Genomic DNA, 13,844 nt, shown 5'->3' on the forward strand with positions numbered 1-13,844 from the left:
ATGGCCCGTGAGGCTTGACCATATAACACCCAAGTGGTCTGTGACTGACAACAGACGACGGCGGATACGCGAGAGACATATCTCGTCAGCATGATTCGCATTGCCTTTTTCGCCTGACGACCATAGCGTGCGGGAACCACCTGATCCCATGCCGAACTCAGCAGTGAAACCGCTCAGCGCCGATGGTAGTGTGGGAGTTCCCATGCGAGAGTAGGTCATCGTCAGGCACTTATCCCGAGAAAACCCCGAGCCCATAAGGCTCGGGGTTTTTCTTATTGTCCCGTTTGCTCCGATGAGCGCTCCCCGCCTTTCCGCCAAACGCATGTCGGCGCCGAGATATTGCCTCTTCACCGGAAAGGCCGTCGACATCCCGGTTCATCACCATATGGCATCAACGTCTTCACGGGCGGCGATACGCTATCCACAGCCCCACCGCTCCAAGACGGGGCCAAACGTTCCACAAGCTCTTTTTCGATACATGTCCTTCGCTGAGAAGGCGTCTATCGCGCTTTCGGCATGACTGCCGACATACCCTGTTTCGATACACCACAAAGGAGAGAGCGGCCCACTTCGGCCGACAGCATTGCATGAGTGAATCTCAAGCCCACGCGACGAGTTCCACGCCTTCCGCCGTCAGGCGGCTGGGAGATCCGGTCGTGCTCGGCGTCAGCATCGGCTTCATCCTGGGCTTCATCGCCCTGTCGCTGTATGACGTCAACATGGTGGCCGACGGCATCGCCGCCGGTTTCGCCTGGACCGCCAGGACGCTGGGCAGCTATTTCCAATGGCTGCTGCTGCTGACCTTCCTGGTGGCGATGGGGCTGGTCTTTTCACCGGCGGCCAGCGCCAAGGTCGGTAACCTGGACGCGCCCGAGATGAGCACCTTCAAGTGGCTGTCGATCATCATGTGCACGCTGCTGGCCGGGGGAGGAGTGTTCTTCGCCGCGGGCGAGCCGGTCTATCACTTCGTGGTCACGCCACCGGCCTTCGACACCGAGGCCGGCACCGCCGAGGCGATCGCCGGCGCCCTGGCGCAGTCCTTCATGCACTGGGGCTTTCTGGCCTGGGCGGTGCTGGGCTCGCTGACCGCCGTGGTCCTGGCCCATGCTCACTACGTGCGCGGCCTTCCCCTGCAGCCACGCACCCTGCTGACCCCGGTGCTCGGCGAGCGCGTGATGCACGGCTGGTTCGGCGGCGTGGTGGATGGCCTGTGCGTGATCGCCGTGGTGGCGGGCACCGTGGGGCCGATCGGCTTCCTGGCGACCCAGGTGAGTTTCGGCCTGCACGAGCTGTTCGGGCTGCCGGAAGGCTATGGCACCCAGCTGGTGATCCTGATCGGCCTGGGCGCGGTCTACGTGAGTTCGGCCATGACCGGTGTCCATCGCGGCATCCAGTGGCTGAGCCGGTTCAACGTGATCCTGGCGCTGGTCATCGCGGCGGTCATCTTCCTGTTCGGCCCGACCCGGTTTCTGGTCAACGCCTTCACCCAGGGCTTCGGCGAGTATCTGAATGCGTTCTTCCCCATGGCCACCATGACCACCCAGACCGCGCCAGCCTGGTGGATGCAGTGGTGGACGGTGTTCTTCTTCGCCTGGTTCATCGGCTACGGCCCGCTGATGGCGATTTTCGTGGCGCGCATCTCCCGGGGCCGCACCATCCGGCAGATGATCCTGGCCGTGGCCGTCATGGCGCCCATCGCCACCACGATCTGGTTCACCCTGCTGGGGGGCTCGGGGATTCACTATCAGCTGACCGGAGCCATCGACCTCACCTCGGCGCTCAACGACTTTCAGTTCGACGTCGCCACCCTGACCGTGGCCCAGGCCTTGCCGGGCGGATCGCTGATGGCGCTGGCGATCCTGGTGCTGACGACCATCTTCGTCGCCACTACCGGCGATTCCATGAGCTACGCGATCTCGGTGGTCGGCGCCGGGCATGATGCGCCGAACGTCTTCGTGCGGGCCTTCTGGGGCATCGCCATGGCGCTGATGGCGGCGATTCTGCTGTACATGGGAGCCGGTCAGATCAGCGCGCTGCAGCAATTCATCGTCATCACCGCGATTCCGGTCTCGCTGGTGCTGCTGCCCTCGCTGTGGACGGGCCCCCAGGCGGCCATGGCCATGGCGAGGGAGCAGGGCATCGTCGCCGACCCGCGGCGTACCTGACGCTCGACGACACGCCTGCCGCCAGACGCATCGGCCCCCGCGCATCATCGCTCGGGGGCCGATTCGCTTTCAGGGGTCGGCCATGCGCCCTGGATGCCGTATAATGCGACTAAAGTCTAATAATGATGGAGTTCGTTTCTTGACGCTGACCACACCGGCCCTGCTGTTTCCGGCCATTTCCCTGCTACTGCTGGCCTATACCAATCGCTTCCTGACCCTGGCACAGCTGATTCGCAAGCTCGCCGAGGAGGATCGGGATACCCACCATGAGGTGGCCGCCCGTCAGATCCTGATGCTGCGCAAGCGCATCACCCTGACCAAACGCATGCAGATGGCAGGGGTGTCGAGTTTCCTGCTGTGCACACTGTCGATGTTCGCGCTGTTCCTGTCGCTCACCCTGCTGGGCATGGTGCTGTTCGGCATCAGCCTGATCACGCTCTCGGTCTCGTTGTGCTTCTCCCTGTGGGAGGTGAAGATCTCGACCAACGCCTTGAACGTTCAGCTCCAGGACCTGGAAGTCCTCAATCGTCATCGCGCCTCCGGCGCGGCCGGCGAGCGTGACGACAGCGACGATACGCCGCGCGACTTGTGAGTCCAGCAGGGGCCCGGCTAGACTGTCGGGCCTTCACAGGAGGCCCCATGATCCCCCAGCAGCTGCTGTTCTATTGCCGCCCCGGCTTCGAGTCCGACCTGGCCGCCGAGATCGCCATCAAGGCGGCCGCCCTCGGCTGGCAGGGCTACCCCCTGGCCCAGCCCCAGTCCGGCCATGTCCGCTTCGTGCTGACCGACGAACGTCCCGCCAACGCCCTGCATCGCGATCTGCCACTGGCGTCGCTGGTCTTCGCCCGGCAGAGCCTGGTCGCCCTGGCGCCGCTGGAGGGGCTGTCCCGGGAAGATCGCCTCTCGCCGATCGTCGAGCAGGTGGTGGCCAGCGGCTGGAACTTCGAGTCGCTGTGGCAGGAAACGCCGGACACCAACGACGCCAAGGCGCTGGCCGGGCTGATCAAGGCGCTTCAGCGTCCGCTGGAATCGATCCTCAAGAAGCGTGGCGCCTTGCGCCGCAAGGCGGGCGGTCGACGCTTGCATCTGCTGTGGACCGACGGCGACCGGGTCCAGCTGGGCATGAGCTTCCCCGGTAACCGCAGCGAGCAGCCGGGTGGCATCCGCCGCCTGCGCTTTCCCCACGATGCGCCCAGCCGCTCGACCCTCAAGCTCGAGGAGGCCTGGCACGAATTCGTGCCGCGGGACCAGTGGGAGACGCGCCTGGCCGAGGGCATGCAGGCGGCGGATCTCGGCGCGGCACCGGGCGGCTGGACCTGGCAGCTGGTGCAGCGCGGCATGCAGGTCTATGCCATCGACAACGGCCCCATGGACCGCGGTCTGATGGCGACCGGACTGGTCGAGCACCTGCGCGAGGACGGTTTCGTCTGGGCCCCGCCGATGCGTCTGGACTGGCTGGTCTGTGACATCGTCGACAAACCGGCGAGGGTGATCGACATGGTCGAGCGCTGGCTGGTGAAGCGCTGGTGTCGCGAGGCGGTGTTCAACCTGAAGCTGCCGATGAAGCGGCGCTGGGAGGCGGTGTCGGAGGGACTGGCCCGTCTCGATCGCTCACTGGCGGAGGCAGGGGTGCACGCCGAGATCGCGTGCCGCCACCTCTATCACGATCGCGAAGAGGTGACGGTCCACGTCCGGCTGCTCAACTGAGGCGTCAGTAGCTGAGGGTATAGAGGCGAATGCGTTCCTCCTCGGTGAGCAGCGGGTAGAGGTCCTGCATGACCCGGGCGCGCTGTTCGCTGTCGCGCCACTCCTGCCAGGCGCGCAGGTCGCGCCACTTGGTGATCACCATACGCCTGTCCTCATGCCCCATCTCGACCAGGCTTTCGCCGCCGCCGAAGCCCGGGGCCCCGAGCACCTGACGCATGGCTTCGCGGGCGACCTGCTCGTATTCTTCCTCCAGCCCGGGCATGATACGGCGCTCGATAATGATCTTGATCATCCCGCTATTCTCCCTTTCATTCCGTATTACGAGGCGAGGTCATCGATGGTTGATTCCCCGGACTCCCTGCCAACCTGCCAGGCCGAACTGGACACCACCGGGCTCTACTGCCCCGAGCCCATCATGCTGATGCACAACAAGGTGCGGGACATGGCGTCGGGCGAGGTGCTCAAGGTGGTGGCCAGCGATCCGGCAACCACCCGCGACGTACCCAAGTTCTGCAGCTTCCTGGGCCACGAGCTACTGGCCCAGGAAGAGCGCGACGGCCACTACCTCTACTACATCCGCCTGGGCTGATCGTTCGGATCGGGCCCCGACGCTGCCCTCACGTCTCGTCGCCGCGCTCCGGCGTGTCGGGCATCACCATCAGCGCCAGGGCTTCCAGCGTCTCCGGATCCTCGCGCCGGATGCGATTGGCGATCTGACGTTGGAAGAAGTAGACCACCTGATGGCGGCTGTGGCCGGGATACAGACAGGCATCGCCCGGCAGGATCGGGGTCGTCTCGACGTAGCGTTCGTCGGCCAGCAGGGCCTCCACGGCGCCGTCGCTGTAGAGTCGCCAGCCGAACACCTGCTTGAGCTGCCAGGGCGTGTCGCCCTCGTCCATGCACAGGGCATGGGTGCCCTGGGTCTCGGGCAGCTGCTGGATCAGCGTCGGTGATTCGGTTTCTTCATAGTCGAAGTAGGCGGCGGCCTGCTCGAGCTCCAGCACCTTGTGCTCCGGCGGCAGCTCGAACAGCTCTTCGGTTTCCGGATCCCGGTAGCCGATGAAGTGGCCATGTTCCGGGTCGTCGAGCGCCTGACAGGGCGTCAGGCGCTCCATCCAGGGCACGAGGCCGACGACGTCTCCGTCGTCACGCAGTCCCCAGGCGAGCAGGGGCATGCCGTAGTAGGCCTCGGGTTCGTCGGGCAGTTGATACACCATCTCCAGGCCATCGAGCTCGGGCGCGAGACGAATCAGGCGTTTGCGAGCCTGCTGGCGTTGGCGCATGGTCTCCAGGTCGATGACCCGGGCGGGGCGAGATGACAGCGGGATACCCATGAAGTCCCTCCAGCGGCGGCTTGATCACGGCATTGGCCCTCGGGCCGGTCGGCAGCGCACGACGTCACTGTCATCCCATCAATAGCACAGACCGATGACCGAGGTTAAGCCCCGGTGGTCAGCGGCAGCGTCGTGCCAGCTCGGCGCGCAGCGCCTGGTGATGCCGGCGAGCCGCCTGGAGGGCGGGCCAGGGCGCTCCGGGCGTTTCCCGCGATAGCCAGCGCTCCCGGTAGCGTTCGATGGCCGGGCGTGGCGCCACCTTCTGGGCCTCCAGCAGGCGTTGAATGGCCGTGAGCCAGTGTCGGGAGGCCTGCGTCAGGCTATCGAGCCAGCTCGTCAGGGAAGGAGGCATCGATGCCTCGAAGGCACCGGCCGCCGGGGCAGGGCAGTGGTCGTCGGCCAGTGCCGTCTCCAGCAGGTCGGAGCCTTCCGTCAGGCGTCGTTCCGCGAGCATCAGGGCGCGCAGCAGCTCGGCGGTCAACGGCCGGTCACGCAGCGTTTTGAGATGCCCTTCCAGGGTGGCGGAATCCGGCACCCAGTCGCGATCGAACTGGTGCAGGGTGGTCTCGCGCAGGTAGGCAAGTGCCGGCAGCTGGGCATCGACCTCGTCCAGAGACTCCGGCGGCAGCGGCGAGCTGGCCCGGGAGAAACTGTCGATCCACTCCTCCGAGGCGAACAGGGCGTTCCAGCTGGCCCGGGGCAGCTGCCCGGTCTTGAGCCGGGTGAGCCGCTCCAGCCGGGCCCGGTGGTCGTCGCCGAGCGTTTGTGGCACCTCGGTGTTCCAGCAGCCGCTCAGGCGGCGCCACAGAGCCAGCTCGTAGAGCCAGCGCTGGCTGGGCGCGGCCACCTTGCCCAGCTGGTTGTTGCGTTCGGCGACCAGGTTAGCGATATGGCAGCCGCGCAGGGCGAAGACGTCGAGCATCCCCTCGCGGGTCTCGGGGATCTCGAACAATCGCGCCTCGGGGCCGGGGAAGTCGCCGATATTGTCGGGCGCGGTGCGCTCCGGCGCGGGCAGATCGAGCGACTCGGCCAGCCCCCGCTGGTAGTCGGCGAGCCGCGTCTCGGCGGGCCCTTCGCCGCAGCCGGCGAGGGCCACAAGGCCGATCAGCAGCGCGCCGAGGCTAGGCCGGTCGGGGCGTGGAATCCTCATCGATGACTGCCTTGCTCCGTCGTCTCAGGCGTTCGCCCAGCAGCAGGGCGGCGACCGTCAGCCCGGCCACCAGCCCGATCCAGTAACCATAGACCCCGAGCGGCTCCACCAGGCCGAACAGGCCATGGTCGCCGAGCCAGTGGCCGCCGCCGAGGCCGACCAGCCAGAAGGCGACCAGGGTGATCACCATGATGATCCTGGTGTCCTTGTAGCCACGCAGCGCGCCGGCCAGGTTGGCCTGCAGCGAGTCCGAGATCTGGTAGATCATGGCCAGGCCCACCAGCGACAGGGTCAGCCGCGCGACGGCCGGGTCGTGGGTGTAGAAGCCGATCACCGGCTCGGCGGTGAACCACAGGAGCAGACAGTTGAACAGCGCCACCGCGAGGGCGATCAGCATGCCATTCCATGCCACCAGGCGCGCGGCCTCGGGACGTCCCTGACCCAGGACGTTGCCGACCCGCACCGTCAATGCCATGCCCAGCGACAGCGGCAGCATGAACAGCAGGCCGGTGTAGTTCAGGGCCACCTGGTGCGCCGCCACCACGACCTCGCCGAGGCTGGCGATGAACAGCGCGATCAGCGTGAACAGCGTCACCTCCATGAAGATCGCCAGGCCGATCGGCACGCCCACGTAGAGCAGCTCCAGGATCGACCGCCACCGCGGTGGCGTCGGCGAGTGCCACAGCTCGACGTCGCCATAGGCTCGGCTGCGCCGGGTGTAGGCGACCATGGCCAGGCACATCACCCACATCGACAGCGCGGTGGCGATGCCGCAGCCCACCGCCCCCAGTGCCGGCAGGGCCGTGATCGGTGCCGGCAGCCAGCCGCCCAGCAGGGCTTCGAGCCCCGGGCCACCGTAGATCAGCAGGTAGTTGCTGGGCACGTTGACGGCGAGCCCCAGCAGGCTGATCCACAGCGCCGGGCGGGTATGGTTCATGCCGTCGGAGAAGGCGCGTAACGCCATGAACAGCCCCACCGCCGGCAGCCCCAGGGCCACGGCGCCCAGATAGCCCGCGGCGCGCTCGGCCACCGCCTCGGGCACCTCCATCAGGTGAAATACCGGCATCACCGCCGTCCACAGGAGTACCGCCGCGATCACGCCCATCACCAGGCCGATCCACAGCGCCTGGTGCACCTGCGGGCGAATGCCGTCCCGGCGTTCGGCGCCGAGCAGCTGCGCTACCACCGGGGTCAGGCCCATGAGGGTGCCGGTCATCAGCAGCATCAGCGGCATCCACAGGCTGGAACCCACCGAGACGGCGGCCAGGTCGGTGGCGCTGAGCCGCCCGGTCATCATCACGTCCACCGTGCTCATGGCGGCCTGGGCGAGCTGGGCGCCGCAGATCGGCAGCGCCAGGCGAATCAGCGGGCGGGTTTCCGTGCGTGTGGTGGCGAGCAGCCGAGGAATGAACTGGGCCAAGAATCATGCTCCATGGAAAGGTCGGCCCCCGTGCTCCATGCAATCGGGGAGAGCGCGCTAGTCTAGCAGCCCCCTCGGCGCCTCGCCGCCTCGCCGCCTCGGCGCCTCGCCGCCGTGGCGTGCCGGGCGCGTCATGCCGCGGCGGTGAATCGGCGCTATACCTAGAGAAGGAGGCCGCGACGGCGGCCGTCGTGATCCAGCGCAGGCGCGAGTCGCCGGGAGGTGCGAGATGAACGATCACGATATCGATGCCACGGGGCGGGGCGAACCGGAGCGGGCCGAGGCGGCCGTCCGGGCGCTGGTTTCACGCCTCCACGGGCGCCTGACACGCCCGGATCATCCCGAGTATGACGCGGCGCGTAGGGTCTATAATGCGCAGCACGACCGTCACCCGGCGCTGATCGTCCAGGCGGCGGACACCGCCGACGTGACGGCCACCCTCGAGGCCGCCCGGAGCACGGGGCTGGCGCTGGCGGTGCGCGGCGGCGGGCACAGCGTGGCGGGCTACGGCACCTGCGACGACGGCCTGGTGCTCGACCTCGGCGGCCTGAACGATTGCCGGGTCGATCCCGAGGCGCGCACCCTGCGCGCCGGCGGTGGTGCGACCTGGGCCGATCTCAACCGGGCCGCGGCGGCCTTCGGCTTGGCGACGCCGGGCGGCATCGTGTCCACCACCGGCATCGCCGGGCTGACGCTGGGTGGCGGGCTCGGCTATCTGAACCGGCGCTTCGGCCTCGCCTGCGACAACCTGATCGCCGCCGATGTCGTCACCGCGGACGGCGCATGCCTGACCTGCCGCGAGGACGCCCATGCCGAGCTGTTCTGGGCGCTGCGCGGCGGCGGCGGCAACTTCGGCGTGGTGACGGCCTTCGAGTATCGCCTGCACGAGGTCCCGGACATCCTCGGTGGCCCGACCTTCTATCCGCTCGACGGTGAGGTGATCCGCCGCTACCGGGAGCGGATCTGTGAGGCACCCGAGGCCCTGGGCGCGCTGCTGGCCATCACGCCGGGGCCGCCGCTGCCGTTTCTGCCCGAGGCCTGGCACGGTCGGCCGATGGCGGCGGTGCTGAGCTGCTGGAGCGGGCCGGAACAGGACGATGCCCGGATCGGCGAGTGGCTGGCCGACCTCGGCGAGATTCAGGGGCAGGCGCTGCGGCGCATGCCGTACCCGACCATCAACACCCTGTTCGACGAGCTGCTGCCGCCGGGGCTGCATCATTACTGGAAGGGATGCTTCTCCGGGCCGCCCACGGACGAGGCGATCGCGGTGCACCTGGACTTCGGGGCCCGGCTGCCCAGCGCGGAAACGGCGACCCTGCTGTTCCCCCTCGACGGGGCCAGCGGCCGGGTCGAGGCCGGGGCCACCGCCTTCGCCTATCGCGATGCCGGCTTCGCCACGGCACTGGGCCCGAGCTGGTCCGACCCCGCAGACAGCGAGCGCAACATCGCCTGGGGGCGGGACTACTATCGTGCCCTGCGGCCCTACACCGACGGCGGCGGCTACGTGAACTTCATGGCCGACGACGACGGCCATCGGGTCGCCGACAACTATCGCCAGCACTACGACCGTCTGGCCCGCCTCAAGGCCCGCGTCGACCCCGGCAACCTGTTTCGGTTGAACCACAACATCCCGCCGGTCGACCGGGTCGCATGAGGGGAAATGGCGGCCGCGAGAGATGGATGAAGGCGAAGCGCACGGAGCATGGCAGGCACCTGACCTGGCGGTTTTCGCCGCCGGGCCGGCCTCGCTATACTGTGCCGCCCATTCACGACCCGCCGGAGCCCGCGTGAGCCACCGCCTCGAGGATGTCATCGCCCTGTTCGACGGCCTCTTCCTGCCCGCCTGCAACACCCGCCTGGTGCGCGGCGGCGACGAGCCGCTGTACCTGCCCGCCGATGCCGAGACGCCCTGGCATCGGGTGATCTTCGCCCGCGGCTTCTACGCCAGCGCGCTGCACGAGATCAGCCACTGGTGCATCGCCGGCGCGCGGCGCCGCGAGCTCGAGGACTACGGCTACTGGTACCTGCCCGACGGCCGCGACGCCGACCAGCAGCGCGACTTCGAGGCGGTGGAGGTAGCGCCCCAGGCGCTGGAGAGTCTGTTCGCCGCCGCCTGCGGCCATCGCTTCCAGGTCAGCGTGGACAACCTGGGCGAGGTGGAGGTCGACCGGGAAGGCTTCGCCGAGCGGGTCGCGGCGCGGGCGGCGCGCTACGAGCGGGAAGGCCTGCCGGCCCGGGCCGAGGCCTTCCGCACCGCGCTGGCGGTCTTCTACGGCCAGGGCCGGGAGAGAGGCGAGGGCGCGCCGCTCGAGGCGGCGCTGGTGGCGGGCCGGGCGTGTCTCGAACGCCGTGAGGCGCCCGCCGCCGAGCCCGCCTGACGGTCTCGTCGCTGTCTCAGAGCTCGGCGTTGCCGAGCCGCTGATGCAGCGTCAGCATCACCTGGATCTCCTCCTCGGGGCGCAGCGGTTCGAGCCCCAGCTCGCCGAACAGCTCGCCGCGGGCGCGGGACCAGTCGCCGGGCGCCAGCTCGGCATAGAGGCTCTCGGCCGGGGCCAGCTCGACGAACGGGTCCAGCCCGTAGGTCTCGAACAGCCGCGACAGCGCCGCCTCGTCGTCGCCGACGCCGGCGGTGTAGAGGGTGGCGTTGAAGTGGTCGGTCTCCAGCTCGCGGATCACGTCCAGCGGGCTCACGCCCATGCTGGAGAGCTCCTCCAGGCTGTAGGCGCCCAGCGAGACCAGCTCGTCGTCCAGCCACTCGTCGTCGGGCTGGATCAGGGTGTGCTTGACGCGGCCATCGGGCAGGGTCCAGGCGATGGACAGCGGCAGGTCGCCGTCGTCGCCGGTCTCGATGGCGATGAACGCAGGCAGATCATCCATTCTGTTGCCCCTCCTCGCGGGCAGGCTCGTCGAGGCCGAAGAAGGCCCGGGCGGTGGCGGTGGTGATGCGGGCCAGGTCGGCTTCCGTGTCGCCGCGCCAGTGGGCGATCTCGCGCACGATCCAGGGCAGCAGCGCCGGCTCGTGGCGTCTGCCCTTGAGTTTGGCAGGTAAATTGCGCGGCAGCAGGTAGGGGCAGTCGGTTTCCACCATCAGCCGCTCGGCGGGAATCGCCCCCACCAGCTCGCGCAGGTGATGGCCGCGGCGCTCGTCGCACAGCCAGCCGGTCAGGCCGATGTGCAGGTCGAGGTCCAGGTAGCCGTAAAGGGTGTCTCGGTCGGCGGTGAAGCAGTGCACCACCGCCTTCGAGATGTCGTCGCGCCAGGCGTGCAGCATCTCGCGCATGCGCGGCCCGGCGTCGCGCTCGTGGAGGAACAGCGGCAGGCCGCTCTCGGCGGCCAGCGTAAGCTGCGCCTCGAAGGCGTGCTGCTGCTCGGCCGGCGTCGAGAAGTTGCGGTTGAAGTCCAGGCCGCATTCGCCCACCGACACGACCTCCGGCTGGCGGTGGAGCTCGCGCATCGCGGCCTCGAGCTCGGCGTTCCAGCGGCTGGCGTCATGGGGATGCACGCCGGCGGTGGCATACAGCCCCGGGTAGCGGCGCGCCAGGGTCACGGCCTGCTCGGCGTGCTCGCGGTCGGTGCCGGTGAGGATCAGCGTGTCGACGCCGGCGGCGCGAGCGCGCTGGATCGTCGCCTCGAGGTCGCGGGCGAAGCTCTCGTGGGTCAGGTTGGCGCCGATGTCCACCAGCGGGGCCGGCGAACGGAATCTCAGCGCCTCGGGCAGCACGTCGTCGAAGGGGGGCGTGGCGTCGGCCAAGGCGAAGCTCTCCTCTGGGCGGTTCGTCTAGCGCGCGGGAAACGGGCGCGCATTGTACCCGCGGAGGGTGGGGTGGGGCCACGTCGGGGCAGGCATGCGTTACACTGGCGGCTTGATCGAACGATGAGGTGAATGCGTGACCCTGCTACGTCTGGAACAGCTGCAACTGGCCTACGGCACCCATGTGCTTCTCGACGGCGCCGATCTGGTGCTGGAGAAGGGCGAGCGTCTGGCGCTGGTGGGCCGCAACGGAACCGGCAAGTCGACCCTGCTCAAGCTGGTGTCGGGCGAGAGCCTGCCCGACGGCGGCACCATCTGGCGCGCGCCCGGCCTCAAGATCGGCGTGCTCGCCCAGGACCTGCCCGCCGCCTCCGGCGAGACCATCTTCGACGTGGTCGCCCAGGGCCTGCCCGAGGCCGGCGAGCTGCTGTCCGAGTATCACCATCTGGTGCAGCAGGCCGAGCCCGACATGACGCGGATGGCCCAGCTACAGACCCGCCTCGAGGCCATCGACGGCTGGTCCTTCCACCAGCGCATCGACGTGGTGCTGACGCGCCTGGGGCTGCCGGCGGATGCCGCCATGGCGGACCTCTCCGGCGGCTGGCGGCGGCGCGTGGCGCTGGCGCAGGCGCTGGTGGTCGAGCCCGACCTGCTGCTGCTCGACGAGCCCACCAACCACCTGGACCTGGACACCATCGCCTGGCTGGAGGAACAGCTGTCCGCCTTCAACGGCGCGGTGCTGTTCATCACCCACGACCGCGCCTTCCTGTCGCGGCTGGCCACCAACATCCTCGAGCTCGACCGCGGCCGCCTGGGGCGCTATCCCGGCGACTACGCCAAATACCAGGAGCAGAAGACCCACGAACTCGAGGTCGAGGCCCGCGAGAACGCCGAGTTCGACAAGAAGCTGGCCCAGGAAGAGGCGTGGATCCGTCAGGGCATCAAGGCTCGCCGGACCCGCAACGAGGGCCGCGTGCGCGCCCTGCAGCAGATGCGTCGCGACCGCGGCGAGCGTCGCGAGCGCCAGGGCCGCGCCAGCCTCTCGGTGGACACCGGCGAGCGCAGTGGCAAGCGGGTGGTGGAGCTGTCTCACGTCACCCAGTACTACGACGGCGAGGCGGTCATTCGCGACCTCAACCTCGAGATTCAGCGCGGCGACCGCATCGGCCTGATCGGCCGCAACGGCGCCGGCAAGACGACCCTGCTCAAGATCCTGCTCGGCGAGCTCGAGCCCAGCGAGGGGCAGGTGCGGATGGGCACCAAGCTGCAGGTGGCCTACTTCGACCAGCTGCGCGCCGGCCTCGAGCCGGAGAAGACGGTCTACGACAACGTCGCCCAGGGCAGCGACCGGCTCACCGTGGGCGGCCGCGATCGCCATGTGATGAGCTACCTGCAGGACTTCCTGTTCACCCCGGAGCGCGTGCGCCAGCCGGTCAAGGCGCTGTCCGGCGGTGAGTCCAACCGCCTGCTGCTGGCCAAGCTGTTCACCCAGCCGGCCAACGTGCTGGTGCTCGACGAGCCGACCAACGACCTGGACGTGGAGACCCTGGAGCTGCTCGAGGAGCTGCTGCTCGACTTCGACGGCACTCTGCTGCTGGTGTCCCACGACCGCGCCTTCATGGACAACGTGGTGACCAGCGTGCTGGCCTTCGAGGGCCAGGGCTGCGTGCGCGAGTACGTGGGCGGCTACCACGACTGGGTGCGCCAGGGTGGCAAGCTGCCACCGGCGCCCTGGGAGGGGGCGGCCCGTCAGGCGGCGGAGCCGGTCGCCGAGCAGGCCCCGGCGGCGAGCGAACCGGCCGCATCGGCCAGCGAGAGCGAGGCGACGGCCAAGGCCGCGCCGAAGCGCGTCAAGCTGTCCTACAAGCTGCAGCGCGAGCTGGACGGCCTGCCGGCGGAGATCGAGCGCCTGGAGGCGGCGGTGGCCGACTTCGAGGAGCAGGTCGGCGATCCGGCCTTCTACCAGCAGGACAGCGAGACGGTCACCGCGACGCTGCAGGCGCTGAACGACCGGCAGGAAGCGCTCGAAACCGCGATGGAGCGGTGGATGGAGTTGGAGGCGATGGCGGCCGGCGAAGCCTGAGGGATTCGCTATTGCGCTCGATGATCCACAGGGATGTGGGAAGTGCGTAGGTTTGTCGGGAACAAACCTGGCGATCTTGACCGCCGGCGGTACCGGGGCGCCGGTCCGATCGGAATCCTCATGTGGCAGGCTGCCTTCCGGTTGGCTCGGAACCTTCGCTCGATTCTGCGCTCCGGCAGCGGTCAACCTATCTTCGCTCATGACGCGAATCTTGGACACTGCCCAGCGAACACA

13 protein-coding genes and 1 rRNA gene are annotated in these 13,844 nt (G+C 68.5%); 8 read left to right on the forward strand and 6 right to left on the reverse strand.

Going from position 1 to position 13,844, the window contains the following annotated elements:
• The first annotated feature begins 112 nt into the window (after window positions 1–112).
• The 4 genes from rrf to rlmM all read left to right on the forward strand — a co-directional run bounded on the left by rrf (window position 113) and on the right by rlmM (window position 3,872).
• Window positions 113–227: ribosomal RNA gene (rrf, locus tag C9J49_RS00005) — 5S ribosomal RNA — on the forward strand.
• Window positions 228–587: 360 nt separating this feature from the next.
• On the forward strand, window positions 588–2,165 hold the full coding sequence (locus tag C9J49_RS00010; RefSeq protein ID WP_046077823.1) for a BCCT family transporter: 1,578 nt from the start codon (window positions 588–590) through the stop codon (window positions 2,163–2,165).
• 139 nt (window positions 2,166–2,304) lie between these two features.
• A complete protein-coding gene (locus C9J49_RS00015; protein ID WP_046077824.1) occupies window positions 2,305–2,757 on the forward strand; it encodes a DUF2721 domain-containing protein in 453 nt (150 codons plus the stop codon).
• A 47-nt stretch (window positions 2,758–2,804) separates the two neighbouring features.
• On the forward strand, window positions 2,805–3,872 hold the full coding sequence (gene rlmM, locus C9J49_RS00020; RefSeq protein WP_107181001.1) for a 23S rRNA (cytidine(2498)-2'-O)-methyltransferase RlmM: 1,068 nt from the start codon (window positions 2,805–2,807) through the stop codon (window positions 3,870–3,872).
• Window positions 3,873–3,876: 4 nt separating this feature from the next.
• On the opposite strand, the gene C9J49_RS00025 is transcribed toward rlmM, so the two are convergent.
• Entirely contained in the window at window positions 3,877–4,164 is a 288-nt protein-coding gene (locus C9J49_RS00025) for an antibiotic biosynthesis monooxygenase (RefSeq protein WP_035593068.1), read from the reverse strand.
• Between the two features lie 45 nt (window positions 4,165–4,209).
• Here C9J49_RS00025 and tusA point away from each other — a divergent pair, with 45 nt between their 5' ends.
• Window positions 4,210–4,461 carry a sulfurtransferase TusA gene (gene tusA / locus C9J49_RS00030; RefSeq protein ID WP_035593066.1) on the forward strand — a complete coding sequence of 84 codons (252 nt, stop codon included), beginning with the start codon at window positions 4,210–4,212 and terminating at the stop codon, window positions 4,459–4,461.
• Between the two features lie 28 nt (window positions 4,462–4,489).
• Here tusA and C9J49_RS00035 read toward each other — a convergent pair whose 3' ends face one another.
• The 3 genes from C9J49_RS00035 to C9J49_RS00045 form a co-directional block, all read right to left on the reverse strand.
• Window positions 4,490–5,206 carry a hypothetical protein gene (locus tag C9J49_RS00035; RefSeq protein ID WP_046077826.1) on the reverse strand — a complete coding sequence of 239 codons (717 nt, stop codon included), beginning with the start codon at window positions 5,204–5,206 and terminating at the stop codon, window positions 4,490–4,492.
• 118 nt (window positions 5,207–5,324) lie between these two features.
• Window positions 5,325–6,356 carry a DUF3080 family protein gene (locus C9J49_RS00040; RefSeq protein ID WP_046077827.1) on the reverse strand — a complete coding sequence of 344 codons (1,032 nt, stop codon included), beginning with the start codon at window positions 6,354–6,356 and terminating at the stop codon, window positions 5,325–5,327.
• Window positions 6,328–7,776, reverse strand: a complete 1,449-nt coding sequence (locus C9J49_RS00045; protein WP_107181002.1) for an MATE family efflux transporter — start codon at window positions 7,774–7,776, stop codon at window positions 6,328–6,330. The genes C9J49_RS00040 and C9J49_RS00045 overlap by 29 nt, the downstream gene beginning before the upstream one ends.
• A gap of 229 nt (window positions 7,777–8,005) precedes the next feature.
• On the opposite strand from C9J49_RS00045, the gene C9J49_RS00050 reads away from it, so the two are divergent.
• Entirely contained in the window at window positions 8,006–9,430 is a 1,425-nt protein-coding gene (locus tag C9J49_RS00050) for an FAD-binding oxidoreductase (protein ID WP_107181003.1), read from the forward strand.
• Window positions 9,431–9,563: 133 nt separating this feature from the next.
• Window positions 9,564–10,154 carry an elongation factor P hydroxylase gene (locus tag C9J49_RS00055; RefSeq protein WP_107181004.1) on the forward strand — a complete coding sequence of 197 codons (591 nt, stop codon included), beginning with the start codon at window positions 9,564–9,566 and terminating at the stop codon, window positions 10,152–10,154.
• Window positions 10,155–10,170: 16 nt separating this feature from the next.
• On the opposite strand, the gene C9J49_RS00060 is transcribed toward C9J49_RS00055, so the two are convergent.
• Window positions 10,171–10,653: a hypothetical protein gene (locus tag C9J49_RS00060; RefSeq protein ID WP_035593054.1), complete on the reverse strand. Its 483-nt coding sequence runs from the start codon at window positions 10,651–10,653 to the stop codon at window positions 10,171–10,173.
• A complete protein-coding gene (locus C9J49_RS00065; protein WP_046077830.1) occupies window positions 10,646–11,527 on the reverse strand; it encodes a TatD family hydrolase in 882 nt (293 codons plus the stop codon). Before C9J49_RS00065 ends, C9J49_RS00060 begins: the two co-directional genes overlap by 8 nt.
• A gap of 136 nt (window positions 11,528–11,663) precedes the next feature.
• On the opposite strand from C9J49_RS00065, the gene C9J49_RS00070 reads away from it, so the two are divergent.
• Window positions 11,664–13,610 (forward strand): ATP-binding cassette domain-containing protein, encoded by a 1,947-nt coding sequence (locus C9J49_RS00070; RefSeq protein WP_107181005.1) that lies wholly within the window; start codon window positions 11,664–11,666, stop codon window positions 13,608–13,610.
• The last annotated feature ends 234 nt before the right edge of the window (window positions 13,611–13,844 follow it).

Source organism: Halomonas sp. SL1 (assembly GCF_003030865.2).
Lineage (GTDB): Bacteria > Pseudomonadota > Gammaproteobacteria > Pseudomonadales > Halomonadaceae > Halomonas > Halomonas halophila.